The organism is Ruegeria sp. AF7, from assembly GCF_056541885.1.
Genome location: NZ_JBQFYX010000008.1, coordinates 1 through 26770, shown reverse-complemented (window position 1 = coordinate 26770; position 26770 = coordinate 1). Strand labels below are relative to the sequence as shown.

Below are 26770 nucleotides of genomic sequence, written 5' to 3'. Positions count from 1 at the left end.
GACTGACAATGAACCTGATGAAATCTCTCATCCCTGCCGCCGCCATTGTTGCGCTGCCGCAGATGGGTCTTGCGCAAGAGGCCGCCGCAACCGGCGAAGCGGCACTGCACACCCAGTATATCTTTACCACGCTGCTGTTTCTGATGGCGGGCTTTCTTGTTTTCTTCATGGCCGCAGGTTTCGCCATGCTGGAAGGCGGTCTGGTACGATCCAAGAACGTTGCCATGCAGATGATCAAGAACGTGGCATTGTTTTCATTTGCCGCAATCATGTACTGGCTGATCGGGTTCAACCTGATGTATCCAGGCGACGGCTGGTCCATCACGGGCTGGCTTGGCCCGTTCTTCTCGACCACAACGCTTGATGCGGTTGGTGTTGCGCCGGCGGATGCGGCACTGGACTATGCTTCGGTCGGTTCAGACTTCTTCTTCCAGCTTGTGTTCGTGGCCGCGACCGCATCCATCGTTTCCGGCGCCGTGGCGGAACGGATCAAGCTTTGGCCCTTTCTGATCTTCGTCATCGTGCTGACAGGCATCATGTACCCGATTTCCGGTTCGTGGAAATGGGGTGGCGGCTGGTTGGATGCCAAGGGCTTCTCAGACTTTGCCGGTTCGACCATCGTACACTCGGTCGGTGGCTGGGCTGCGCTGGCAGGGGCCCTTATCCTGGGTCCGCGGATCGGCAAGTACAAAGATGGCAAAGTTCACCCGATGCCCGGCTCTAACCTGGCGCTGGCGACCCTGGGAACGTTCATCCTGTGGCTGGGTTGGTTCGGATTCAACGGCGGCTCGCAGCTGGCGATGGGAACAGTGGGTGATGTATCGGACGTGTCACGCATCTTTGCCAACACCAACATGGCGGCTGCTTCGGGCTCGGTTGCAGCGCTGATCCTGACTCAGGTTCTGTACAGGAAGCCCGACCTGACGATGGTGCTGAACGGCGCGCTGGCGGGTCTGGTCTCGATCACGGCCGAACCGCTGGCCCCAACCCTGTTCGGTGCCCTGTGGATCGGTGCCGTGGGTGGTATCATCGTGGTCTTCGCGGTCCCGATGCTGGACAAGTTCAAGATCGATGATGTTGTCGGTGCCATCCCGGTCCACCTGTTCTGTGGCATCTGGGGCACCATTGCCGTCGTCTTCTACGGTGACGCAAGCCTGGGCGCGCAGCTTCTGGGCATCGTCGCATACGGCGTTTTCACCTTTGTCGGCGCACTGATCCTGTGGACGATCCTGAAATCCACCGTCGGCATCCGTGTCAGCGAAGAAGATGAGATCAACGGCCTCGACATGGCTGAACTGGGAATGGAAGCATACCCCGAATTCTCGAAAGGCTAAGCCTTGCCTTCACCTGACAAAAAACCCGGGCGTTCGCGCCCGGGTTTTCGTTTCAAATGTCGCGTCTGCGTCTACACCCCGACATCCACTATTGCTTTGGCCAAAATCGGCACAGTCGCTGCGTTCAGCCCGGCAATGTTCAGGCGACTGTCGCCGACCATGTAGATACCGTGTTCAACGCGCAGTTTCTCGACCAGTTCCGGGGCCGCACCCAAGCGCGAGAACATGCCGCGGTGCTGGGCGATGAAGCCGAAGCGGTCAGAGCCACTGAGGCGTTGCAGCTCGTCGGCCAATTGCTGGCGCAGGCCCAGCATGGACAGGCGGACCTCTTCCAACTCGGCGGACCAGTCGGCGCGCAGCGCGTCATCGGTCAGAATCGTGGTCACCACCCGCGCGCCGTGATCGGGCGGGAAGGAATAGTTCTGGCGGTTCAGGAACGCCAGTGTACCTTGGTTCAAGGCCGTCTGCCCCGCATCCGCACTGATCGCCATCAGCAACCCGGTGCGTTCACGATAAACGCCGAAATTCTTCGAGCAGGACGCCGCAATCAGACATTCCTTTACCGATGAAGCCACCAGTCGCACGCCTTGCGCATCCTCTTCCAGACCGTCACCAAAACCCTGATAGGCAATGTCGATCATCGCAACGAGGCCCAGCGCATTGATCAGGTTCACGACCTCTTGCCATTGCACCATATTCAGATTGGCACCGGTCGGATTGTGGCAGCAGCCATGCAGCAAAACCACGTCACCCGCTTTGGCGGTTTTCAGGTCTGCGATCATCCCATCGAAATCAACGCCCCGAGTGTCTTCATCGAAGTAACGATACTGAACCGTTTCCATCCCCAGATAATTCAGGATCGACAGATGGTTGGGCCAGGTCGGGTTCGACACAAACACACGTGCCGAAGGGTTCGCCATCCGGATCAACTCGAACGCCTGACGGCAGGCACCGGTGCCGCCGGGTGTCGCCACTGCGGCGATGTTGCCGCGTGGCACAGTAGTACCCAAAATCAAACCGATCATCACATCCGCATAGGCCGGATCACCGGCCAGACCGGTATAGGCCTTTGTTTCCTGTTCTTCCCAGATGCGCTGTTCGGCGGCTTTCACCGCGCGCATCACCGGCGTCACGCCTTCGGCATTCTTGTAGACACCAACACCCAGATCGATCTTCTGATCGCGCGGGTCTTCGCGGTACATCTGCATCAGCGCCAGAATCTTGTCGGCGGGCTGCGGTTTCAGGTTCTCGAACATCAGTTCTCTCCGGTTGCGACGGGCAGGGTCGGGAAGGCACCCCATTCAGCCCAGGAGCCGTCATAAAGCGAGTGGTCTTTCTTGCCCATGCGTTCCAACGCAAGGCTGAGAATCGCGGCCGTGACGCCAGACCCGCAAGAGGTGATCACCGGTTTCGACAGATCGACACCTGCAGCCTCGAATATGGCGCGGCAGTCCTCGGGCGACTTCATTGTTCCGTTGGCGTTCAACAACTGCCCAAAGGGCACATTCCGCGAGCCGGGAATATGGCCCGAACGCAGCCCTTCGCGCGGCTCGGGTGCGGTTCCGGCAAACCGGTCGGCCGAGCGGGCATCGATGATCTCGTGATCTGCCAGCTTGGCGGCGGCGGAAACTTGCGTGACGTCCCGGACAAGCTGGTTTTGCACGCGAACAGTCATGTGGCGGTCGCGAATGACCGGAGGCAGATCCTCGATCTCGCGCCCCTCGGCCTGCCATTTTGGCAACCCCCCATCCAGAACCGCGATGTTTTCCTGCCCCATAAGACGGAACAGCCACCAAACGCGCGCTGCGGACATCAGCCCGGCACCATCATAAACCACAACCTGATGACCATCACCGACACCCATGGCCCGCAGGCGTGACATGAATTTTTCGACCGGTGGTGCCATATGAGGCAGGTCGGAACGGTGATCTGATATCTCATCAATATCGAAGAACCGTGCTCCGGGGATATGCCCGGCATCATATTCGGCCTTGGCATCACGGTTTTGCGCGGGCAAATACCACGACCCGTCCAGAATCCGCAGATCCGGGTCTTTCATATGCGCGGCCAGCCATTCGGTGGATACGAGGGTTTTCGGATCGTCCTGCATCAAAGCCTCCCCTAAGCGAGCTTGGGGTTTCCCTATACCCCGTGGCATGGGCGTTCAAGGCTGGATAGCGCTAGCGCTTGTGAACCTCTGGATTTATCGCGCCTTGCGCAGGCGGAAATGCTGGATGATGCCGATGATGCTGATCACAATCCAGAAGCCTTCGATCAGCATCGAAGCCAGATTGAAATTCTCAAGCAGCGAAAAGACGATCAGGACAGACCCCAGCAGGTTGATCACCGGAAAGGCCAGATCATCGGAATTCATCATCCGCATCTGCGTCGCGAAATACGCGGCCACCACGATCAGCGCCCCGAATGAGCCGATGGCATCCACGATGGTAAGAGTGTCAAAAATGGCAGTCATTAAGGTGCCTTACCAATTTCAGGAGTTTCTGTGTGTTGGGCGTAGTGATGCATATTCAGAAACGCAGCCCCCTGCGAACCGGCGCGATATCCGTGCGGCAGGTCCGCAGCAAAGCGCAACCCCTGCCCGGCCTGCAAGGGAACCCATTCCTCGCCACGCAGGATTTCCAAAGTACCGCTGAGGACAAACACTTCCTCGGTCACCCCGGCGGCATGAGCCGGGGATTCGTGGCTTTGGTTTGCGTCAAGGTTCACGTGAAAGGTTTCGGCACCCAGTGCGGGATCGAAGGGAAAGACGATCTTGACCTCGATACTGCCGGGAAAGGTTACGGTCTGAAAGACCGATGGATCGCCCAGCGTCGTGTCGATCAGCCCGCTGAGCGGTATTTGAAAACCCTTGGCGATTTTCCAAAGCGTGGCGATCGTTGGGCTCGATTCGCCGCGCTCAATCTGACCCAGCATGGCTTTGCTGACCCCGGTCATCTCGGCGACTTTGGACAGGCTCAACCCCGAGGCTGTCCGCACATCCCGTAATTTCAGCGTAATGTCGTCCATAGCCATACCCGCGCCCTGCGATTTACCTTGTACGTTATAACGCACATGTGCTACGTGCGCTATAACGTACGAACCCCGAATTATGCAACCCGAGGCAACAGGGAAAACAGCATCATGCCATTGTACCGATCCAGAACCTCTACCCATGGCCGCAACATGGCTGGCGCACGTGGCCTTTGGCGGGCCACAGGCATGGGTGACGACGATTTCGGCAAACCGATCATCGCCATCGTCAACTCGTTCACCCAGTTTGTGCCGGGTCACGTGCATCTGAAGGACCTGGGCCAGATGGTCGCGCGCGAGGTCGAAGCAGCAGGTGGCGTGGCGAAAGAGTTCAACACGATCGCCGTGGATGACGGTATCGCCATGGGCCATGACGGGATGCTGTATTCGCTGCCCTCACGCGAAGTGATCGCGGATTCGGTCGAATATATGGTCAACGCCCATTGTGCGGACGCTATGGTCTGCATTTCGAACTGCGACAAGATCACTCCCGGCATGCTGATGGCCGCCATGCGTCTGAACATCCCGGCCATTTTCGTCTCAGGCGGTCCGATGGAAGCGGGCAAGATCGACATCGCCGATCTGGAGGCCAAGAAGATTGACCTTGTGGACGCTATGGTCGCCGCCGCAGATGACAAGTTCACTGACGAACAGGTTCAGCACATCGAAGAAAACGCCTGCCCCACGTGTGGTTCATGCTCGGGCATGTTCACCGCGAACTCGATGAACTGTCTGGCCGAAGCGTTGGGTCTGGCCCTGCCGGGTAACGGCTCGACTCTGGCGACGCACGCAGACCGCAAAGAACTGTTCCTTGAGGCTGGCCGCCGCATCGTCGAGATCACCAAGCGCCATTACGATCTGGACGAAAAAGGCTTTCTGCCCCGTGAGATTGCCACCTTTGATGCGTTCGAAAATGCCATGAGCCTTGATATCGCCATGGGTGGATCAACCAACACGGTGCTGCACCTGCTGGCCATCGCACATGAGGGCGAGGTTGACTTCACCATGGCCGATATGGACCGCCTCAGCCGTCGCGTTCCCTGCCTCTGCAAAGTCGCACCGAACACCGAGAATGTGCATATGGAAGACGTCCACCGTGCCGGTGGTATCTTCTCGATCCTGGGTGAGCTCAGCCGTGCGGGCCTGCTGCACAACGAATGCAGCACGGTGCATTCGGCCACGATGGGCGAGGCGATTGCCAACTGGGACATCACCATCGCCAACAACCCCAAGGCACAGGAACTGTTCAAGGCCGCCCCCGGCGGTGTGCGCACCACACAGGCGTTCAGCCAGTCGAACCGGTTCAAGGAACTGGACACCGATCGTAAGGGTGGCGTGATCCGGTCCAAGGAACACGCGTTCAGTCAGGACGGCGGTCTGGCGGTTCTGTTCGGCAACATCGCACGTGACGGCTGTATCGTGAAAACCGCTGGTGTGGATGCCAATATCCTGCAATTCACCGGCTCAGCCTATGTATGCGAAAGCCAGGATCAGGCGGTCAGCGACATCCTGACCGGCAAGGTGAAAGAGGGCGATGTTGTGGTGATCCGCTATGAAGGCCCGCGTGGCGGTCCGGGGATGCAGGAAATGCTGTACCCGACATCCTACCTGAAATCGAAGGGGCTTGGCAAAGCCTGCGCCCTGCTGACCGACGGGCGGTTTTCGGGCGGCACGTCCGGTCTGTCGATCGGCCATGTCTCGCCCGAGGCGGCCGAAGGCGGTGAGATTGGTTTGGTCCAGAATGGCGACACAATTGAAATCGACATCCCCAACCGCTCGATCCATCTGGCCGTCTCAGATGAAGAGCTCGCCGCCCGGCGCGAAGCACAGGACGCAAAGGGCTGGGTGCCTGCTGCGCCGCGCAAACGCAAGGTGTCTACTGCGCTTAAGGCCTATGCCAAGCTGACCACCAGCGCGGCAAAAGGAGCCGTGCGTCAGGTCTAAACCTATGCATTATCGGTCTGCTGACGTGGCGGACCGGTAAGCCGATCATCCACAGGCGCTCTCGGACCCAACCAGAGCAGGTGTTTCGCAAGAAACGTTTACGATGGATGGGGCATCCTGCCTTAAGATCAATCGCCCAGCTTGGCGTGAATTTCGTCCAGATCGATTTCGCCAATCGGCATCTTGTTTGCCGGGTTTTCGAAATCGTATTTGAACAACTCGAAATCCTGCTTGTAGATTTCATAGACCAGATGCATCGACAGGTCGTCGAAATAGTCCTCAACCGGATGTGCGCGCTTGGGTCCATGGCCTTCGGATTCGTTGAATCGGGGTATTTCGGACAGCGAAACTGAATGCTTCAGCTTGGTATTATCCAGAACCCCCTGCATCCCATCGTTGAACGCTTCGGTCCAGAAGATCCGATCATAACGACCGCCGTTCACGATGAAGGTCGACACGTGACCAGACATGGCAGACCAGTGAATATCCGGGTCCATCGGGCGTCGCCAGCGGATGGTATCACGCGCAAACAACAGGAACCGGCGAAAGCTGGCGATCTGGTCAAACTCTCCCTTGCCATCGTCTCCGCCCACTTCGATCCCGTAATTGTAGATCAGCGTTGGCACCAGATTGCCACGATACCGTTTGCCGTTACGCTGGATCCCGCAGATCTTGTCAAAAAACGAGCTCAGAATACGCGTGTACGGGTTGCGCACACAGGTAAAGGAATACGAGGCGTGATCGCGCACATTTTTGGAAATCAGGTCCTGGCTCTGATCAAAGGCCCATTTGTGCATACCATCCTTGGCGTCATGGATATCGCCGTCAAAGAACTGGCCGTGATCCGAATAATACATGATCTGCCCAATGGTCGAGCAGGCGCATTTGGGCACGACGCGGTACACCATGCTTTCGCTCTCGGTCATCCAGGTACCGGGAAAACCCATCTGCTGTGCCTCCTACGCTGGTCTGGTCTCAAACCGATATGCCAGCTTTTGATAACAAGGAACCAAAATTATTCTGTTTATTCAATCGCTCATCCTCAGTATCACGGTTGAAACCGGGCAGAAACGGAAATTACCTAACCTCGATGGCTAAGATTGCCTATATATTGTTGTGCCATAAGGACCCTGATGCAATCATTGCACAGGCTGAACAGCTGACTGCTGCGGGCGATTGCATGGCGATCCACTTTGACGCCAGCGCCAGCCCCGAAGCTTACGGGCGCATCCGTTCCGCGCTGGCTCAAAATCCGAACGTGACCTTTGCAAAAAGGCGCATCAAATGCGGCTGGGGAGAGTGGTCGCTGGTGCAGGCCACGCTGAACGCCTTGCAGGCTGCTGTCGAAACCTTCCCACGCGCCACGCATTTTTACATGCTGTCCGGTGATTGCATGGCGATCAAAACGGCAGAATACACCCATCGGTTTCTGGATAATCACGACAAGGATTTCATTGAAAGCCACGACTTTTTCGAAAGCGACTGGATCAAGACCGGCATGAAAGAAGACCGGCTGATCTATCGCCATTATTTCAATGAACGTGCCCAGCCCAAACTATTCTACACCGCCTACGAAACGCAGAAGCGTTTTGGGTTGACGCGCAAAATTCCTGAAGACCTTCAGGTGATGATTGGCAGCCAATGGTGGTGTCTTCGCCGCCGAACGGTCGAGATGATCCTGGATCTTCTGCAGCAGCGTAGGGACATAATCCGGTTTTTTTCGACCACTTGGATACCCGATGAAACCTTCTTTCAAACGCTGGTTCGTCACCTGATCCCGAAGGGCGAAATCGAAAACCGTACACCGACATTTCTGATGTTTTCGGATTATGGAATGCCCGTCACGTTCTACAACGATCACTATGACATGCTTCTGGGTCAGGACTATTTGTTTGCCCGCAAGATCAGCCCAGAGGCACATGAGCTGAAAGAGCGTCTCGGCTCACTTTACGCGAGTGAGGGCATCGACTTTCCCATCTCGAACGAGGGGCGCAGCCTGTATGCGTTTCTGGCTGGCCGGGGGCGCATCGGGCGCCGGTTCGGGCAACGTTTCTGGGAGGCCGAAAGTGTTCTGGGCCCTGACCGAGAGCTGTTCGTGATCGTCAGCAAGAAGTGGCATGTTGCCAAAAGGCTGGTCGATCAGATCGCGTCTGAAACAGATATCCCTTGCGTCGAATACTTGTTTAACGAAGAGGATACCCAACTGCCTGATCTGGGCGGTATTGAGACGACGCTGACTAAGCGCTCGCGCCATCGGCGGGCCGTTGTACGAATGCTTTTCGAAAGTTTCGGATCAGACCAGTTGGTTCTGTGCCTCGACCCGGCCAACCTGGACGTTGTTCAGGATTTCTGCGGTGATCAGGCCAAAACCCATGTGCTTGAGATCGAATGCGAATACTCGGACGAATACCTGATCGGACATGCGCGCCGCGTCGGATTGGCGGGGGAAAACAGCCCGGTTGAGACTGTTTCCCGTCTGCTGCCGACACTTCGCAACGATCTGAGTTACGAGTCCCAACAAATCCGCGCCGCCGGTTTGGACAATTACCTGCGACTGCGGGAAACCGCCCAGCGCGCCGAAAACGTAGCTGTCATTTCCGAGTTTCTAGGGGTGGACGAAGAAAAGGCCAGCGCGGTGATGCGGCTGGACTACCTGTTCGCCGACTAAACGGCAGATCAGCCTGAAATCCGACAGCTTTCCGGCCCCTTCGGTGCGTAGGGTCCACCGCATATTTGCCTGTCGGAGAGGATGGCCTAAAACCCAACATCACTGCCATCGTGATTTTTATTCAAAAATCGGATACTGTGCAGCCAATTGGGCCAATTTGCTTATGCTTTTTACTTTGGCAGGCCGGCCCTGGCCAGTGACAGGCAAAAACAGACGCGTCCTTAATTCTGAATGACGGGTATCTGCGCATCGAAAACCCGAAAGCCCCTGCTGGCCGCAATTAGACATTTGAAACGCAACTCCGGGGGGAACAGTTGTGCTTATAGATCAAATTGAAACATCCAGATCATATATCCCAAATGACGCAGACTGGAACCTGATATACAAGGTTCTGCCGGGCGAGGCCAAGATTGCCGACCCGTCAGTCATCAACCGTCATTTCGAATGTATCGAGGTGACCGACAACACGGTTCTGCCAGCAAGCGGCATGTATGTTGTTCTGCGCGGTGTGGTTCAGCTGCGGCAGAACGGTAATCCTTTGGCCAGCGCGGATGTCGGTGACTATTTCTATGAAGAGCACCTTCAGATATCAGACATTCCCGTCAGCCTCGAAGCGCTCGCGCTGGACGGATCGCGGGTGGCTTTTCTGTCCAGCGAGAACTGGCGTCAGATACCAGAGGAAATCCGGCAACCCTGCTTCGCCACGATGTTCGGCGATCTGGTCAGTGTTCAATTGCAGAACTTCCAGCAGCCGATCAATTGTTGCAGCGTGACGGCTGCCGCCCTCAGCATGTCCGCGTTGGGCTTCAGTTGCGAAGTGAACGACATTTTCCGTGAATGCGCGCTGCCTTCGTCTTTCGTCGTCAATGACGGTATCTCACTGGGTGAGCTGTTTGACGTCGCCTGTACCTACATTCATTCGCAGGGCTTGCGGGACAGTGTTCAGGTTCAGGCCTATTTCATGGACGAGGACACGACAAACGTGCAGCTGTTGCTGGATGCGATTGACGAATCCAACCGGCTGGGTGGTGACAATGATATTCTTGTGGCGAATTTTCAGGTCGGCGTCGCCCATGGCAAAGCGAATATGCCGGGCGGGCATTTTGCCGTAATCGCCAAGTGCAACCCAAGCACTGGGCTGGTGCACATGATGGACGTACATCCTGAGAAATACGGCAAGCTTTGGGTTACAACCGCAGACCGGCTTTGGAAGGCGATGTCGGACCGTGACGGAACCTCGATGCGGTCGCGTGGCATTTTGCGCTTCTCGGCGCGTGCCGCGGTCAAGACGCATCTGAAGACATTCAAGCAACGATGCAACTATGTCGACAGCACGCTCTATCTGGCAAAAGACCCCAAGAAACGGCGCAACCTGTTCCGCCGCGCCACTCCGAACATGAACTCCTTGGGGGTGTTGGTGGAAAGCCTGGCCATTCACGGCGATGACAAGGTGGACGAAGACGAGCTGCTGCGGGCCACCGAAGCCTCTTTCACGGATGTTGTCTCACGGGTGGCCACGGCCGCGGACATGCACAACATGGCCCAGAAATATCTGAACGCGGCTGAAAACATACACCTGAGCAGTTCACTTCGCAGTTTCGGAACGCGCGAGGACACATCGATCCTTACCCCCGAAGACTGGTTCAAGATGCAACTACAGGGCCTGGACGCCAACACGGACCGTCACCTGATGATCAATATCGACTTTAATCGGGTAACCGGGATCGAAGCCATCCGCCCACCGGTAAACGTTTACCGGGAAACCGCGTTGCTCGAAGAATTCTGGTGCCTGTGTATCGCATATGATGAAGCAACCGACCTTGTGACGATCGTCGACATGAGCCCCGCAACGTCACAGGTCTGGCAAGCCCCTCGCGGCAACATCTTCCGCGGCCTGCGCGATCTGGAAAACCCGGCGTTGCTGGTGATCGAAACGGTTGAGCCGCCCGAAGACCCCGGAGATGTCGCCAGCATTATCAGGAACAACCCCATGGTTCTGTTTTATGAAGATGAAGACCCGTGGTCCTACATGCTCAGAAGTGTTCTTTCAAACATCGGTGCGACCAGCGTAAAGCAGGTGGATGTGGGCGGTCGCGACCCCAACGCGATAAAGATGCGACGTCAGCTGATATCTTTAGGTGAAAAACCCAAAGTTCCCTACCTGTTTTTCCAAGGCCAGTGCATCAGCAAAGGCGAAAAGCTGGAAGACATTGTAGACATGATCAAGGCGGGTCACCTTCAGGACCGCATGATCGAAGCGGGTCTTCCCGTTTCCAAGCTTGAAGAGACGCCCAGCCTGAACAAGAACATGTTCGGCTATCCCAAAGGTGTGATGAACGAGGTAAGCAGCGGCAAACGCAACGTGCTGCTTTGTGCCTGCGGATCATCAGCGGCAGACAAGATCCCCGAACTGGTTGAGCGCATCGTCGACGCCGGACACAATGTCAAACTGATCCCTTCCACTTCGGCCGAAAAGTTCTTTCGGGACTTCGGCGCTGAACGGATCGACGCCAAGATCACCCATAACGACTATTACCGCGACGATGATGAATGGAACTTCCGTTACATGGAATTCGACATGCCGGTGCGTGCGTCGCACCTGGCGCTATGCGACTGGGCCGATTGCGTGATCGTCGCTCCTATCACCTGCAACACCATGGGCAAAGTGGCAAACGGGATCGCCGATAATCTTCTGACCTCGGTCTTTGTGGCGTGGCAGTACCAGAAGAAGCCCGTGATCCTGTGCCCGGCCTGTAACACGAATATGTGGAACAACATCACCACCCAGAACAATGTCGCAAGACTGAAGACACTGGGCATTGATTTCATAGGTCCCCGGGAAGGCCGGCTGTCAAACGGTCGGATGGGGATTGGCATGATGGCCACACCTGACCAGATCATGGAAGCACTGGGCGAAGCGTTCGAAGAACTGGACGACCAGAAATACCGCGTGTGCAAATGGGCCCGAGAGGCTGCCGCCGCTGATGATATCAATGAATGGAAACGTGTGTTCCGCGCCATCGATGAAGGTGTCGTGGGCATCAATATCGTGGACGAGGCCCATGGCGATTCATTGCTGCATTATGCGGCCGGTGGCGAAGGAGAGTTGAACGAAGGCGGTCACGATCTGGGCAAGCCAGATTATGAAGCGGCACAGGATTTGATTGACCGCGATATCGACGTCAATATCGTCAACGACCACGGTTTCACGGCATTGCATGTGGCTGTGATGAACAAAGCCCCAAGGATGGTCGACATCCTGTTGCGCGCCAAAGGCATGGATGCAACCTCGTGCATTGAATTTGTTCAGGGCGTGGATATCGCACCCGAAATCCGGACCATGCTGGATGCTTGGGCGCAGGATCACAATCTTAAGATAAAAGATGTGGAACAGGGACGTGACGAAACCTTTATTGCCGTTCAGGAACCCACCTATCTGTATTTCACATACGGCTCCCTGAAACAGGGGTTCCCGAACCATGAGGCTCACAGCCGGGTCTTGAATGACTTTGTCGGGCCTGCCCGCACGCGGCAACCAATGCCGCTGATCGTTCCAAATGAACCCTTCTGCGACAATCCGAACTGTGGCTTCCTGCACCGAATGGCAACCCTTGTCGATCAGCAGGGCATGGGCAAACAAGTAAGCGGAGAGGTTTACCGGGTGACGGAATCGGGCCTGCACGAATTGGACAAACTGGAAGGTTATCATGGTCCGGGCTCACCCAAGAACGTCTATATCCGCAAAAAGATCAACGTGATTGTGGACGGGGTGATGAAACCCGCTTACGCCTATGTGATCGCCGATCCTGAAAAATACCTGCAAGACTGGCGTGACGGCAAATCCGAAGTCATCAGCGACTACACGCTGGATATGGCGCAGGGTGAACCCAAGCCCGGATTTGAGCCGGCACTCTAGTTTTCCACTGCGCTGACTTGTGGCGGTTTTGGGCTTTCCTTGGAGCTAAGGTTATAGGCCGTAATCACGACCATACACAGCAGCACGAACGGCCAGAACCCGGCCTTGGGAATAAGGTTGTCCCGATAGTGGATAATTCGAAACGACGACTCTACGTCAGACGCAAACAGGTATGTATTGACCGAAACTGCCAGCAGCATGAAGTACATAAGGAAAAAGAACGACTCCATATAGATCACGGGAGAGCCCGCGAACCCTTCGCGCAGCTGCACATGGGCCAGCAGGATCACGAAAAACAGAACCGAGCATGTTCCAATCACACTGGAGGTGCTGAAGTCATGCCGATCGGCCAGCCCCTCGCGGCGTGTGACGGTCATCAGCGCCCCAAACAGCAGCATTGTCACGACAAGCAGCGGGACCATGTGCACGATAAACGCGTTTGCGAAATTGCGTTTGATGACAAAGTTATAATGCAGTTCGGGCATGTTGGTTTGATAGGTGTTCTGCGTGATGCCCAACGTCGTATCCAGGTTTGACAGCTTATAGTCGAAATAGGTGTTCTCGCGTTCCCACGTGCCCATCACGATCTGACTGTCGATGCCGAAAATATCATCCGGCCCGGTCGCGGTATAAGCCTCAAAGTCGGGAACCAGCGCAATATTGACGTCAAAAGATGCGGGCCAAACGCGCACCCAGACCGTTTTGTGATCAAAGGGGTAACGGGTGTAGTCAAAGCTCTGACGAAGGGTTTGTTCAAAGTACCACCCGATCAGTAGGCCATCCTGTTGCGGTAGCCGATAGGCCTCTTCGATCAGGCCATTTGCTGTATCGACCGCTTCGGGCAGAAGGAAACCGATCTCGCCCTCGGCTGGACGGATCTTGTCATGTTCACCTTCGACGTAATGCTGCCAGATGTAGCCGGTGACCTGAACGTCGCTAGCACCAAGAAAGCTGAACGATTTGATGAATATCCCCGTTTTGACGCGGTAATCTGGTGCTGAGTCCAGCTCATCCAGAAAGGCATCCACCGATGCCTGATCCGGAAGCTGCGTTGGATCCCCCTCAAAATGGTTCAAGTCGATCCAAAGCCTGAGCAACAGACCGGCGAGCCCAAGGGTCAGCAAGCCAGAAATCAGCCACACCTTTCTTTCTACACTCATTCAGCCTCCTGCGGTGTCGCCTAATCAGCCAGAAACCCCACTGAACCCACAAGGGATTGCGTGACGCCCATCGTTGCAAATTGCGTTTTCAGGTCAGCATATTCCGCGTGCTGTTTGGGCAGAGTGTTCTGCTGTCCGCTTTCAGCCAGCAGTCGTGTTTGGCGAATGGACAGATCGACCATCGGCAAAGGCTCGGTGGTGGTGAAGGCTGCAAGCCCATCTGCATATTCAATTGCTGCGTCCCAATCGCCGCGCGCCAGCATGACGGCGCTGGCATCCGAGTAAAAGTGCAGGTGACTGTGCCCCACACATCCCTCGGCAATGATTTCAGACCCCAGGTTCAACAAGCGCGTTTGCTCATCAGGGTTGGTCTCGGCCATTGCCAGAGCCGACAGAGCCTTGGGCCCTACAAAGTTCCGCCCATGTTCAAGCGCGATTTCAACCGCGCGACGCCCAGTCGTATGCGCGCGGTCTGACTGTCCGGTATAAACCTGTGTTCGCGCCAGGTGTTCAAGGGCCTGCGCCTCAAGACGTTTTGCCCCGACGCGTTCCGCAATTTCGGCTGAAACAATGAACGCGTCCAGCGCCTGATCAAGGTTGCCCAGAAAGGTCTCGGCCACGCCCAGGCAGGTCTGTGCAACGCATTCCGGAACAAAGGCAAAGTACTTTTGCGAGATTTCAATAGCCTCAATGGCGTCCGCCTTGCCCTGTGCGACGTCCCCGGTGTAACTGCGCGCGACGCTGAGATTGTGCAGATTGGCAGCCAGATCGCGGACCAGCCCTTTTTCGCGCGCCCGCTCAACAGCCTGCGTATAAAAGCCTGTCGCTGTCTTCATGGTGGCTTTCATGAAGTTTGCATCACCAAATCCGCTTAGCGCCCCTACCTCAAGGCGGGCAGAGCCAAGTTTGCGGGCAAGCGTCAGGGCGCGTTCATTGGCGCTCAGCGCTTCCTTGTCCCGGCCCAGAGGGAAATAAACATTACCGCGCACGTAGCTGATCTGAGCCACATCCCGCTCTGACCCGCAACGCTCGGCGGCGGATTCAGCCATATCGAGTGCCTCCAGGGCATCCTGATACAGGCTGGCTTGCCGTGCGGCCTGCGCCAGCCCGATATGCGCGCGGCTGATTTGCTCATCGGTTTCGGCAACCCGGGCAGCTTCCCGAAATTCACGCAGTGCGTCGCCGGACAGACCCTGAAGCCTGTGCGTCTCAGCACGAGCGCACAGCAGGTCGAACCGGACACCTGCAGGGGACGGCAGTTCCAGGGCGCGTTCGATCAATGGGCTGGCATCGTCGAATCTGAAGGCCTGGATCAGTTTGTCTGCCGCCTCCAGATACGCCTGCGCGGCGTTATTCGCCCCGGCCCGGTCCAGATGCTGTGCGCACAGGGTCGCATCGCGATCCTCGAACCACTTGGCGGCCTGCCTGTGCAGGCGCGCGCGCTCGGATTTGACCAACGTCGCATAGGATCCATCCCGGATCAGCGCGTGGGCGAACATGAGGTCAGGCCCTGCCTCTCGGACCAGCGCGGATCGGATCAGGCTGGTCGTATCCAGATGCCCTTCACCCAGAATGAAGTTCAGAACTTCTGGCGAGAACCGCTGCCCCAATACCGATGCTGCCTGAATGGCGGCGCGGCTGGTTCGATCAAGTGCATCCAGTCGGGACTGAACGATCCCCTGAATACTGCCGGGCACGCTTTGTTGGGTAAGTACATCCGTATTGCGCAACAACTGTTCAAGAAACAGCGGATTGCCCCCGGCGCGTTTGACACAGGTGTCCAGCAACTCGGGGTCGATGGCCGTGAATTCTTCGACCAACAGTCTGGCCTGTTCTTCCCCCATCGGCGCCAGTTCCATCTTGGACACCAGCGCGCCATCGGTTGCCATTTGCCAGTCCCGGTCAATCGGATCGCCTTCGGCCCGGCTTGTCATCATCAACACGCAAGGGATATTCCGCGTTGCCGCCGCTATATGAGAGCAGGTCATCAGGATCTCGGGCGAGGCCCAGTGGATGTCCTCGATCTGGATCAGCAAGGGGGCTTCCTGGCTGCTGGCCGACAGCAACTCTTCAATGACCTGCCGCCGTCCGCGCAGGCGGGTTTTATTGTCCATCACCGCAAACACCTCAGCCAGACCCGAATCCTGCTCCAGCTCAAGCAGCGCATTGAGGTGCGCGGCGTTCGGGGGGCTGACCCAGCCCCTGGCGATTGCGTCCCTAGCCGCTGCGGCAACTGTTTCCGCGCCATCCGACGGGTCAAGACCCAGAATGCTGCGGGCGACCATCTGAATGGCCGAATGCCCTTCGCGCGCGCCGAAATCCATCACGACACCGTTGTGGATCGTGTAGGACTGGCCGGATGCCAGCTCAGCGACTTGCTCGGACAAATGAGTTTTCCCGATCCCGGGCTCACCCAGGATCACATGGACTTCGCCCTTGCCGTGGCGCTTGCATCGGTCAAATGTGGCCGAAAACACCGACAATTCCCGCTCGCGCCCGATGAATTTGTGACGCCGTGTGCGAATGTTCCGGGCCAATCGATCCAGACGCCAAATTTCAACGGGATCATTCAGCCCTTTGATGGCCTTCACACCAATGGATTCGCCCACGAATAGCGGCCCCAACGCGCGCTGAATGTCGTGTGAAACCAGAGTCTCACCCCCCGCGGAAATATCCGTCAGGCGGGACGCCAGATTCACCCCGTCTCCTGTAACGGTGTATTCCGTATGCGACTGACTTCCGGTCGTACTGGCAATGACTTGACCCGAGGAAATACCGATGTGGCAGGAAAGCGGCGGTGACAAGGTCGGCAGAGCTGCATGTATCTCGGCAGCAGCACGCGCGGCCCTTTCGGTATCATTGGTGTGTGAAATCGGCGCTCCGAAGACGGCCATGACCGCATCGCCGATATGCTTGTCTATACGACCACCGTATTTTTCGACGACATTGTCCACTTTGCTAAAGAATTGATTCAGCAGCGCATGCAGATCTTCAGCATCCAGCTCGCTGGATAGTTTCGTGAATGCGGTCAGATCGGCAAACATCACAGTAACCTGTCGCCGCGCGGGCTCGAGCTGTGCAGCAGATTCAGGTTCTGCTGAGGTTTGGCTGGCATCAATCTGTTCGATGGCGCGCAGCAGCCGCCGCCGATCACCGACGGCCGTCACCCCAATTTCGATCAAATCCTCGGCCGTCAAATCAGGCAGGATGGAGAAATCGATTTTGTTGTCTGCGAAGGCCTGCGCGTACTCGTTTAATCCAATTGCGCTCAGCCAGCCCCTCAGGTCCTGAGACATGTTGCCCCTCTGAAGTCCCCCACTTCATTCAGGAACCTAGCATGTGCGCCGCTTCGAGTCTGCTAGAACCTATTTAATTTATGCTTTTGAGCAGGGTTAATCCAAAACTGGCTCCTGCACCAAGCCAGCGTTTCCAAAACCGCTCGACAGGATATACGAACAGCAGGCCTGGGTGATCTCGCGGAAGCGGGCTCTTTCCCGACGGTAAATATATACCTCTCGCTTGTCTGGCAAATCTGAAATCGGACGAAAGGCGACCGCATCCGGGATGAACTGTGCGACGGTCTGCGGCAGGACCGTGATCCACTGGCCTGCCCTGACAGTCGTGATCAGGGAATGCGTGTTGTGAATGGTAACCTCGGCCCTGTCCAGGATCTCTCGGAAAGGCGCGGACTCGATAAAGTCGCACAAGGCGTTTCGCACGAAGGGCGCCGCCATCAGGTCACAGATTTCAGGCGGTTTGGCCCGTGTCATAAGCGGATGATCAATAGCTGCGACCAGTCCGAACCGATCCTGAAACAGCGGCTCGGCACTGACCCCGTTCAGGGGATGATGACCGGATGCAATGCCGATGTCCGCCTTATCCCCGGCAACGGCGTCCAGAACCTGTTGCGAATCCCCGTCTCGCAACTCGATCTTCAACCCGGGAAAGCGTGATGTCATATGTCCCAGCAAGGCGGGAAAGACCAAGGCCCCCACCGACGGCACGGATACGATGCGGATCAACCCTTGTTCCGCCTGCGCCGCCATTTCTATGTTCTGAACAGTCTGATCAAAATCGCGCACTTGTTTGAGAGCAAGGTCCAGAACCTGCTGACCCAGCGGCGACAGGTGATTTTTCCGTTCACCTTCAAATAGTTTCTTGCCCAGATGATCTTCAAACTGCTTCAGCATCATTGAGACGGCGGATTGCGTCCGACCCAGACGGCTCGCAGCCTCGGCAAGGTTTCCGGTTTGGGCCACGGTACAAAAACACCGCAGCATCTCGATTTTCATCGCCATACTTCAAACTTTCTGAAGTTTCCTAAAGTTATTTGAGTTTGACTGATGTTAGCCGAAAGTTCCATCCTGACCCAAATCGAAATTTGCGAATTTGGGGCCTGACGTGACCAAACTGAACCTGATTGCCGGCGAATGGCTGGCCGGCGAAAGCGAAATTGAAAACCGCAATCCTTCGGATTTAAGCGATCTGGTTGGCATGTTCACACAAGCCAGCGCCGATCAGCTTGAGGCGACTCTGGATCAGGCGCGCGTCGCGCAGGCCGAATGGGCCGCCTACGGGCTGGAGCGCAAACAGGCCGTCCTGAACGCCATCGGCAACGAGTTGATGGCCCGCGCCGAGGAACTCGGCACTCTGCTCAGCCGCGAAGAAGGCAAGCCGCTGGCCGAAGGCAAGGGCGAGGTTTACCGCGCCGGTCAGTTCTTCACGTATTACGCCGCCGAGTGTCTGCGCCAGATCGGTGAAAACGCCGATTCCGTGCGCCCCGATATCGAAGTGGATGTGCGCCGCGAAGCTGTTGGCGTAGTTGCGATCATCAGTCCGTGGAACTTCCCCACTGCAACCGCTTCGTGGAAAATTGCTCCGGCGCTGTGCTATGGCAACGCGGTGGTGTGGAAACCCGCCAACATCACACCCGCCTCGGCTGTGGCCCTGACTGAAATCATCGAACGTCAGGATATCCCGAAAGGTCTGTTCAGCCTTGTGATGGGCTCGGGCCGTTCGGTCGGTCAGCGCCTTGTGGAAAGCCCCAAGGTCAATGCGATTTCCTTCACCGGGTCTGTACCCGTGGGCAAAGGCATCGCCGCCGCAGCAATCCAGAACCTGACCAAGGTGCAGATGGAAATGGGGTCCAAAAACGCGCTGGCCGTGATGGACGACGCCGATCTGGATCTGGCGGTGACACTGGCACTGGGCGGGGCCTTTGGCGGGACCGGTCAGAAATGCACCGCCTCGTCGCGGCTGGTGGTTCATGCGGGCATCCACGATGCCTTTGTCGAGAAACTGGTTGCCGGTGCGCAGGCAATGAAAGTGGGTCACGCGCTGGAAGCAGGCGTGCAGATGGGCCCCGTCGTCAGCCAGCAGCAGTTGAATGAAAACCTCGCCTATGTCGATCTGGGCAAATCCGAAGGGGCCGAGCTGGCCTGTGGCGGTCAGCGCCTGGAGATGCCTCATGACGGGTTCTACATGTCGCCGGGCGTGTTCCTGAACACCATCAACGACATGCGCATCAACCGCGAAGAAATGTTTGCGCCCCTGACATCCGTCATCAAGGTCAGCAGCTATGACGAGGCGCTGAGTGTGGTCAACGACACCAATTTCGGCCTGACCTCGGGCATCGTGACCAAATCGCTGGCCCGCGCCACCCATTTCCGCCGCAACGCGCGCACCGGTGTTGTGACGGTTAACCTGCCCACCGCTGGCACCGATTACCACGTGCCTTTCGGTGGCCGGGGCGACAGCTCGTACGGGCCGCGCGAACAGGGTAAGGCAGCGGCTGAATTCTATACAACGGTCAAAACCGCCTATATCAGCGCAGGCCCGGTCTGATGCGGATCGACGGCCTGCAATATGCCAACTGGTCGGAAAGGATCTTCCGCCAATTGCGCGAAGGGGGCGTGGACGCGATCCATGTCACCATCTCCTATCATGAGAATTTCCGCGAAACGGTTCTAAATTTCGAGAAATGGAACCGCTGGTTCGAGCAATATCCGGATCTGATCATGAAGGGTCGGTGGGCCAACGACATCGATACCGCGCGCGAAACCGGGCGGACAGCTGTGTTCTTTGGGTTTCAAAATCCGTCTCCAATCGAGGATGATATCGGTCTGGTCGAAATCCTGCACGATCTGGGCGCGCGGTTCATGCAACTGACCTATAACAACCAATCCCTGCTGGCGACCGGTTGTTATGAGGCCGAAGACACCGGCATCACCCGCATGGGCAAGCAGGTCATCAAAGAGATGAACCGCGTGGGCCTTGTGGTCGACATGAGCCATTCGGCAGACCGGTCCACGATCGAGGCGGCTGAAATCTCGGACCGGCCCATCGCGATTACGCACGCCAATCCGCACGAATGGTCCCCGGCCCTGCGCAACAAACGAGATGATGTTATCCGCGCCGTGACGGAAAACGGTGGGATGCTGGGTTTTTCGGTCTACCCTCACCACTTGAAGGACAAGTCAGATTGCACACTGGAAAGCTTTTGCGAGATGATCGCCCGCACTGCGGACAAATACGGGGCCAGTCATCTGGGGATCGGCACTGACCTGTGCCAGGATCAGCCTGACAGTATCGTTGAATGGATGCGTGTGGGGCGGTGGACAAAAGAAATCGACTATGGCGAAGGCTCGGCCTCTGCTCCGGGGTTTCCACCAATGCCGGGCTGGTTTCAGGACAACCGAGACTTTGGAAACATCGAACAAGGGTTACGCGCGACCGGCCTGAACGATGACGAAGTGGCCGGGATCATGGGCAGGAACTGGTATCGGTTCTTTGCCGAGAACTTCGTCCCACAAAGGTAGCCAAATGGAACCACACGCGCAGACAGAGATCGCCAGACGTGACACCGCTACGGTCATGCGGCTGTCACGGCTGGGATCATTGCATCAATGCCGGCTCAGCTTTATGCGGCAACTGACACGCCGCATGGCCGATGAAAACTGGAGCTTCTCGCGACCTGCATTCGAAATTGACGACAAAGGTGTCGGCCATGCGGTCTATACCGCGCAAGGCCCCGATCGCGCCTATTCGCTGGTAGCATTTGCCCATGACCTGCCTGCCGATCAACGGTCAGACCGGGTTATTGCCGAAGCCTGGGACGCCACCTTTGCGCTGTTCGACGGTATCCCGACGCTAGAAGACATTGATCGGCTGTCGCGGAACGTACCGCTGCAAGAGGCAGGGCGTGTCAGCGAAACCGAATTGTCACTGTCACGCGCCAACCGTTCCGTGCGACTCTGGGCTCATGTGGTGGATCGTCTGGCTGCGGGCCAACAACCGGACCTGGAACAGATTTATCAGGTCGGCTATCTGATGAGGACCACGGCTGTTTACGGGTCGGGCAAATTCGGCGCTGCGGATCGTGAGAAAACGGCGGACCGGGATGAGGTCAGCGGTCCCTTCCAGATCGAAATGCTGTCGGTGTACCTGACCCGGATTTTTGTACGCGATCTGGTGCAATATATGGCGCAGGTCAAAGGTGGGGATCAAACCGCCGAGCTTGATCCTGAAATCGCACGCTGGCTGGGCATCGGAAATTCCACAGGACTGGGAATGGCGCCGTTCATCGTGAACCATCCCGTTCTGTTCAACAACTGGATCATGGCGCGGGAAGAGGCCATCTCGCGCGTGCGGTCAATTAAGACAGCGACCGAAAAAGACGCGTGCGTCTTTCGCGACGTATTCGCGCGCAGCAAACAGTCAATCGCGTGGTGGCAATCCGAACATCCGATACAGGTGGAAAAACTGGCGGCACTGAAGGACGACCTGAATTCGATCGACGTATTTCTGGCTACAGACGACCTGACACGAGACCATCCGTGGGATCGCATGATCCGATGGTCGGAAACCGCGCTCAGCGAAGAAGGCCAGGAGTTGCTGGCCTCGCTGATCCTTGAGCCTTACGGAGATGTCGTGGATGGGCTGTCCAGCTGCATGGCGGACACAAACACGGCTGCACAGGTTATTGATGGAACAATGCCGGTGTCAGGGGTGCGTACCTTGATCCGGAACAGTTTTGACTGGGCGCTGGATCTTGATTGGAGTGATCCGAAAAACTGCGCGCGCGCCTGGTACGTTTCCGAAGAGAAACTTGAACCCCGACTGGGTGAACGGTTTGAAGAACCAATTGCGGACTATGAACAACCGCTCGCGCCCGCGCGTGATGCGGCGATGGCTTTCAGGGCTCTGCAAGACTGGCCGGATGATGCGCCGATAGCAGAATTTCTTTTGCGCCACCCCGAGCACCGCCACACCGTGCGCCGCGCCCAAATCAGCCGTATCGCGCCATATGGTGAGATTCATGACAACACAATCGGCGCGAAAGTGATGCCCATCGATATGTTGCGCGCAAAGCTGTCCTTCTTTGGCGCGACGCATTTCGACCCTCGTTCAGATCGCTGGGTCCGCATCTGCATGTATGCCGGCGCCCCCTACCCTGATGAGCTAAATACCGCAAACTCAGATTTGTGGGTTTATCCGGAGGTTGCACAATGACTTTTTCATTGAACGAAGTCGAAGCAACCGCCAAACGTGCAACCCGCGGGGCCGGATATGCCTGGGGCGTGGCGGAAGAGGCTGCAAAGGCCACCCGTTGGCTAAGCGCCCAAGGGTTCGACGGGCCCGCTATTCTGGCCCAACTGCTCAAACGTGAATATGCGCCCTGTCTGGAACGCCACATTCCTGTGCTTCCGAACGGAGTATGGGTTGGCGAACAAGACCTGTGCCCCCTGATGACCGGAGCTGTGATATCGGATTCCCCGACCGTCCTGTCCCAAGGCACCATTGCGATTTCAAATCTCGCAGCACCGCTGCTGTTGCTGCCCTTTGTCGCTGCGGGGGCCAAAAAGCTGGGAAAGACAGTAAAAGTCACCTTCGACGGGTATTCTGCGACAACTGATGGTGTTCATTTAAGCTGCGCAGACTGCAATTTAGACCGCGCTGATCATGTTGAAATAACTGAGGGCGGCCACATTCAAAACAGTCGTCCTCTGCAAAGCCGTGCCGCTCCAAATGCAGAGGTGTGGCGGATCCTCAACTCCATGGCGCACCGTACATATGCCCCTGCAACCGAAGAATCCCGACTGCTTGGCGCTGGTTCCGGCCTGTCGGACAATGACTGAAGGATCATCAGATGACCGAGACCCAAACCTTGTCGCTTGCCGAAATCGAAAAGCTGTCCTTCACCGCGTTGGTTGCCGCTGGCACAAGTGAAGAAAACGCGCGCCCTCTGGCCGTGGCCACGGCGGCAACCGAAGCGGATGGGGTGGCCAGCCATGGTCTGGCTTACATTCCGATTTACTGTGAACATGTACAATGCGGTAAAGTCGACGGTCAGGCAGTACCGACGCTGGAAACGCCGCGCCCCGGCCTTATCCGGGTAGACGCTGCGACCGGGTTCGCACATGCAGCCATTGAAATGGGCTTTGATGCATTGATCCCGGCGGCTCGTGAACAGGGCATCGCGGCCCTTGCGATCACCAACAGCTACAATTGCGGTGTGTTGGGTTATCACACGTATCGACTGGCGCAGGCGGGTCTGGTTGGTCTTGGATTCACCAATGCACCAGCATCCATTGCACCTTCGGGTGGATCGAAGCCCGTTGTCGGCACCAACCCGTTCTCTGTTGCGGTACCGGGTCCAGACGGGCAACCCGCGTTGCTGATTGACCAGAGCGCCAGCACCATCGCCAAAAGCGAAGTGATGAAACACGCCAGAGAAGGCAAGGCCATCCCGGTCGGCTGGGCACTGGACCCGGACGGAAACCCGACAACAGACCCGAATGTCGGTCTGAAAGGAAGCATGGCCCCATCCGGCGGGTACAAAGGTGTGGGTATCGCTTTGCTGACTGAAATCATGGCGGCGGCTTTGACAGGATCTACTCTTGGGCTGCATGCCTCTCCGTTCTCGGGAACGGTCGGGGGTCCACCGAAAACCGGGCAGTTCTTCATCGCTATTGACCCTGCGGTTTCGTCAAATGGACTGTTTTCAACCGCAATATCGGATCTGGTCGCGTCGATCAGAGATCAGGACGGCGCGCACCTGCCCGGAGATGGGCGCCGTGCATGTCGCCTTGCCGCAGGTCAAAAAGGTGTCGCCGTCAACACTGCTACATTGGCCAGAATTGACGCGATAATTCAGGAAAACAGTTAAGAGCAGCCACCAGACCGGGCGGATGTGGTGGCCGCTTGCGCCTAGTTCACGAAATGCAGCGTGTCGAATTCACTACGCCAGGCAGAGACTTCCGAAGCGACAGGCGCGTCGTCCAGTCCTCGCCTGATCAAATCGGCGAGGCGATCAGCATCTCGAGAGGTCATGCCCCAGCGAACCAATTCAGGAGTGCCAATCCGCAACCCGTTCAAGTCCCCTTCAACCGGCTTGACAGGCAATCCGATGCCGCATGCAAGAAACCCGCTTTCGCGAAGCTTCTTCGATGCCGCCTGCCCTCCGCCATAGGGCTCTGCCAGAACCGCGAACTGATGCGAATTGGTGAAGCCTTCCGCACCCTCAAAGACGCGAACACCCTGCGCATCCAACGCTGCGGCCAGTGCTTTTGACAGTGCGATCATCTCGTTCGCGTACGCCTGACCAAAGTCTTTCCAATCCAGCATGGTAACCGCAAGCGCGGCCGTTTTGGCGGCATCGAAATTGGCTGTCATCCCGGGAAAAGCAATAGCATCCAATGATTTGGCAATGTCGACATCATTCGACACGATCAATCCACCTGCTGGTCCACCAAGGCTTTTATAGGTGCTCATGGTCATGAAATGCGCGCCCTCGTTCAACGGGTTCGACCAGGCACGCCCCGCGATTATCCCGCACTGATGCGCGGCGTCGAACATGACTTTCGCGTCAACTTCGTCCGCAATGGCCCGCACCTCGGCAACAGGGTGTTCAAAAAGGTTCAGACTTCCGCCGATCGTGATCAGCTTGGGGCGCTCAGCCCGCGCCAGGTCGCGCAGTTGGTCCAGATCGACTGTGTAGCCATTTGTGTTAACCGGTGCCTCGATCGTGCGCAGCCCGAACAGCCCTGCACAGCCCGCAGTATGATGGGTCACATGGCCGCCGATCATTGCGGGTGGCGCAATGATTGTATCACCCGGCTTACAGGTCGCCATGAAGCCATAAAGATTTGCAATTGCGCCCGACGGCACACGAACCTCTGCAAATCGGGCATCAAAGACCTCTGCACAAAGCTCGGCCGCGATGACTTCGATTTCTTCGATTGCTTCCAGCCCCATTTCATATTTGTCACCGGGATAGCCCAGCGAAGGCCGCGACCCGATGCCCGACGACAAAAGCGCCTCGGCCTTGGGGTTCATGACATTGGTCGCGGGGTTGAGGTTGAAACACTCTTCCTCGTGAATACGGCGGTTTTCCTCTGCCAGATGCACGATCCGGTCCAATAGGTCGCCAGACGATGCCGATGCTGTCTTTGTCGCGATATTCTGAACCAGCGTTTCGCTTGCGGCAGGCACCCAGTCTCTATGTGCAAGTGTCATCTGACATCCTCCTGTTTCTTCCACTGTGACTGCTGCTGCGTGACTTCGCAAAGCAGATTTGTTATTTCTTGGCGTAGAAAAACTAAGGCTATGGTGATGAGCGTTTCCCCAAAGCGCCCCAAAGGGCCCCCACTGAACGCAATGCGCGCTTTCGAGGCGGCGGCGCGCCACATCAGCTTTGTCGCAGCGGCAGAAGAGTTGAACGTCACACCGGGTGCAATCTCGCAACACGTCAAAACGCTGGAAGGCTGGGCCGGAGCACCCCTTTTCCGGCGTCAAACGCAGGGCGTCGAACTCACACCCGAGGGGCAATCGCTGGTCGCTGGATTTACCCGGGCTTTTGACCAATTGGCCGACGCGACCCGGGCGCTGCGCAGCCTGAAACCCAATGCAGATTTTAATATCGCTGCCTTGCCTGCCATTGCTCAGCTTTGGCTCCCCAAAAGGCTGCGCCAGATCCGATCTCATTTTCCCGACATCAGTTTCTCCGTCACCGCAATGGAAGCGCCGCCAAGCCTTGGGCGCGAACTGTTCGACCTGTCGATCTTCTTCGCTCCACCGGACGACACGGCCAATCAGGTGGTCGTTTGCCCTGACAAGATCGTGCCGGTTTGTGCCCCGGCGCTAATGGACCATATTTGCCCCACAAACGGTTTTCGGGATTTACCGTTGCTGCACGATCTGGTGTGGAGTGAAGATTGGACCAAATGGGCCCAGCACTCTGGCTATGACCTGCATAATGTCAAAGGCGGTGCTCAATTCTCCCTCTACAGTCTTGCTGTTGAGGAGGCGAAGGCCGGCGCGGGTATACTTATGGGACACCTGTGCCTGATCGAAGACGCCCTAGCCTCTGGCGAGCTGACAGTTGCACATACCAGGTCTTTCCGAACCGACCGATCTCTGGTGATCCAAATGCCACAACGCACTCGCAGAAGACCGGAAACGGACCAGATTGTCGCCTGGTTGTCCCGTTGAGCGGAACCAATGACCATCAGGTTATGAGGTATTCGAGGTTTGATCGTTAAGCCAACGGTCCAGTGGACTGTTTGTAGATTGAACGGGATTTTGGGAATTTGGTTGCGGTGAGAGGTGACCCAACCCCCTGAAATCAGGCCATCGAGGTGTTAGTAATCCGTCCAAGAAAAGGATGGACCATGAAACGCAGATTTTCAGACGAACAGATTATTGGAATGATCAAGGA

The 26770-nt window shown here is 56.9% G+C and carries 19 protein-coding genes; 10 read left to right on the top strand and 9 right to left on the bottom strand.

Annotated elements, in window-relative coordinates; translation table 11 throughout:
- Positions 1-8: 8 nt before the first annotated feature.
- The gene (locus ACR0AP_RS13580) at positions 9-1334 is read left to right on the top strand and encodes an ammonium transporter (RefSeq protein ID WP_480507142.1); all 1326 of its coding nucleotides are present in this window, start codon (positions 9-11) and stop codon (positions 1332-1334) included.
- A gap of 71 nt (positions 1335-1405) precedes the next feature.
- Here the strand turns inward: ACR0AP_RS13580 and ACR0AP_RS13575 are convergent, their stop codons facing one another.
- From ACR0AP_RS13575 to ACR0AP_RS13560, 4 genes are all read right to left on the bottom strand, one after another.
- The gene (locus ACR0AP_RS13575; protein WP_480507141.1) at positions 1406-2590 is read right to left on the bottom strand and encodes an amino acid aminotransferase; all 1185 of its coding nucleotides are present in this window, start codon (positions 2588-2590) and stop codon (positions 1406-1408) included.
- Positions 2590-3444 (bottom strand): 3-mercaptopyruvate sulfurtransferase, encoded by an 855-nt coding sequence (sseA, locus tag ACR0AP_RS13570; RefSeq protein WP_480483877.1) that lies wholly within the window; start codon positions 3442-3444, stop codon positions 2590-2592. Before sseA ends, ACR0AP_RS13575 begins: the two co-directional genes overlap by 1 nt.
- A 93-nt stretch (positions 3445-3537) precedes the next feature.
- Positions 3538-3807 (bottom strand): CBU_0592 family membrane protein, encoded by a 270-nt coding sequence (locus ACR0AP_RS13565; protein WP_209507253.1) that lies wholly within the window; start codon positions 3805-3807, stop codon positions 3538-3540.
- Positions 3807-4367 (bottom strand): helix-turn-helix domain-containing protein, encoded by a 561-nt coding sequence (locus ACR0AP_RS13560; RefSeq protein ID WP_209507254.1) that lies wholly within the window; start codon positions 4365-4367, stop codon positions 3807-3809. Before ACR0AP_RS13560 ends, ACR0AP_RS13565 begins: the two co-directional genes overlap by 1 nt.
- 108 nt (positions 4368-4475) lie before the next feature.
- Between ACR0AP_RS13560 and ilvD the strand changes: the two genes are divergently transcribed.
- Positions 4476-6308 (top strand): dihydroxy-acid dehydratase, encoded by a 1833-nt coding sequence (gene ilvD / locus ACR0AP_RS13555; protein WP_480507140.1) that lies wholly within the window; start codon positions 4476-4478, stop codon positions 6306-6308.
- A 128-nt stretch (positions 6309-6436) separates the two neighbouring features.
- On the opposite strand, the gene ACR0AP_RS13550 is transcribed toward ilvD, so the two are convergent.
- Positions 6437-7255 carry a sulfotransferase family protein gene (locus tag ACR0AP_RS13550; protein WP_209599235.1) on the bottom strand — a complete coding sequence of 273 codons (819 nt, stop codon included), beginning with the start codon at positions 7253-7255 and terminating at the stop codon, positions 6437-6439.
- Between the two features lie 143 nt (positions 7256-7398).
- Between ACR0AP_RS13550 and ACR0AP_RS13545 the strand changes: the two genes are divergently transcribed.
- Positions 7399-8976, top strand: a complete 1578-nt coding sequence (locus ACR0AP_RS13545; RefSeq protein WP_209507257.1) for a DUF5928 domain-containing protein — start codon at positions 7399-7401, stop codon at positions 8974-8976.
- Positions 8977-9292: 316 nt separating this feature from the next.
- Positions 9293-12892 carry a flavoprotein gene (locus ACR0AP_RS13540; RefSeq protein WP_480507139.1) on the top strand — a complete coding sequence of 1200 codons (3600 nt, stop codon included), beginning with the start codon at positions 9293-9295 and terminating at the stop codon, positions 12890-12892.
- Here the strand turns inward: ACR0AP_RS13540 and ACR0AP_RS13535 are convergent.
- From ACR0AP_RS13535 to ACR0AP_RS13525, 3 genes are all read right to left on the bottom strand, one after another.
- Positions 12889-14052 carry a hypothetical protein gene (locus ACR0AP_RS13535; RefSeq protein WP_480507138.1) on the bottom strand — a complete coding sequence of 388 codons (1164 nt, stop codon included), beginning with the start codon at positions 14050-14052 and terminating at the stop codon, positions 12889-12891. The genes ACR0AP_RS13540 and ACR0AP_RS13535 overlap by 4 nt on opposite strands.
- Before the next feature lie 20 nt (positions 14053-14072).
- Positions 14073-17348 carry an adenylate/guanylate cyclase domain-containing protein gene (locus tag ACR0AP_RS13530; protein WP_480507137.1) on the bottom strand — a complete coding sequence of 1092 codons (3276 nt, stop codon included), beginning with the start codon at positions 17346-17348 and terminating at the stop codon, positions 14073-14075.
- Positions 17349-17444: 96 nt separating this feature from the next.
- The gene (locus ACR0AP_RS13525) at positions 17445-18350 is read right to left on the bottom strand and encodes a LysR family transcriptional regulator (protein WP_480507136.1); all 906 of its coding nucleotides are present in this window, start codon (positions 18348-18350) and stop codon (positions 17445-17447) included.
- Between the two features lie 103 nt (positions 18351-18453).
- On the opposite strand from ACR0AP_RS13525, the gene ACR0AP_RS13520 reads away from it, so the two are divergent.
- Genes ACR0AP_RS13520 through ACR0AP_RS13500 form a run of 5 tightly spaced genes read left to right on the top strand, consistent with a single transcriptional unit; the run spans position 18454 to position 24220 of the window.
- Complete coding sequence (locus ACR0AP_RS13520) at positions 18454-19896, top strand: aldehyde dehydrogenase family protein (protein WP_480483867.1); 1443 nt, start codon at positions 18454-18456, stop codon at positions 19894-19896.
- Positions 19896-20870, top strand: coding sequence for a membrane dipeptidase (locus tag ACR0AP_RS13515; RefSeq protein ID WP_480507135.1), 975 nt, complete (start codon positions 19896-19898; stop codon positions 20868-20870). Before ACR0AP_RS13520 ends, ACR0AP_RS13515 begins: the two co-directional genes overlap by 1 nt.
- Positions 20871-20874: 4 nt before the next feature.
- Positions 20875-22563 carry a hypothetical protein gene (locus tag ACR0AP_RS13510; protein WP_480483865.1) on the top strand — a complete coding sequence of 563 codons (1689 nt, stop codon included), beginning with the start codon at positions 20875-20877 and terminating at the stop codon, positions 22561-22563.
- The gene (locus ACR0AP_RS13505) at positions 22560-23189 is read left to right on the top strand and encodes a DUF3726 domain-containing protein (protein WP_480507134.1); all 630 of its coding nucleotides are present in this window, start codon (positions 22560-22562) and stop codon (positions 23187-23189) included. Before ACR0AP_RS13510 ends, ACR0AP_RS13505 begins: the two co-directional genes overlap by 4 nt.
- An 11-nt stretch (positions 23190-23200) precedes the next feature.
- Positions 23201-24220, top strand: coding sequence for an Ldh family oxidoreductase (locus ACR0AP_RS13500; RefSeq protein WP_480507133.1), 1020 nt, complete (start codon positions 23201-23203; stop codon positions 24218-24220).
- A 41-nt stretch (positions 24221-24261) separates the two neighbouring features.
- Here the strand turns inward: ACR0AP_RS13500 and ACR0AP_RS13495 are convergent, their stop codons facing one another.
- Positions 24262-25569, bottom strand: coding sequence for an aminotransferase class I/II-fold pyridoxal phosphate-dependent enzyme (locus ACR0AP_RS13495; protein WP_480507132.1), 1308 nt, complete (start codon positions 25567-25569; stop codon positions 24262-24264).
- Positions 25570-25665: 96 nt separating this feature from the next.
- On the opposite strand from ACR0AP_RS13495, the gene ACR0AP_RS13490 reads away from it, so the two are divergent.
- On the top strand, positions 25666-26544 hold the full coding sequence (locus tag ACR0AP_RS13490; RefSeq protein ID WP_480507131.1) for a LysR family transcriptional regulator: 879 nt from the start codon (positions 25666-25668) through the stop codon (positions 26542-26544).
- The last annotated feature ends 226 nt before the right edge of the window (positions 26545-26770 follow it).